Here is a 248-nt window from a genome sequence, read left to right on the forward strand (position 1 = left end):
CCATATTTAAATGCATTTTCTATGAATGTAAAGCACAATAATGGTGCTATCTGAATGTGATCTATAGTATCCTCTACAGAAATATCTAACGTAATATCTTTATCTAAAGTATATCTCATCCTTTCCAGATAAAAATAATTTTGAATAAAATCCAGTTCTTTCTGAACCAAAACTTTCTCGGTATTCGACTCATATAGCGTATAGGCCATTAGATCCGAAATATTGATGATGGCATCCGGAGCACTTGG

1 protein-coding gene is annotated in these 248 nt (G+C 32.7%); it reads right to left on the reverse strand.

Going from position 1 to position 248, the window contains the following annotated elements:
• Positions 1-248: histidine kinase (locus tag SB679_RS25650; protein ID WP_410705187.1), on the reverse strand; the 248-nt coding region annotated here is incomplete at both ends.

Source organism: Chryseobacterium sp. SIMBA_029 (assembly GCF_046535275.1).
Taxonomy (GTDB): domain Bacteria; phylum Bacteroidota; class Bacteroidia; order Flavobacteriales; family Weeksellaceae; genus Chryseobacterium.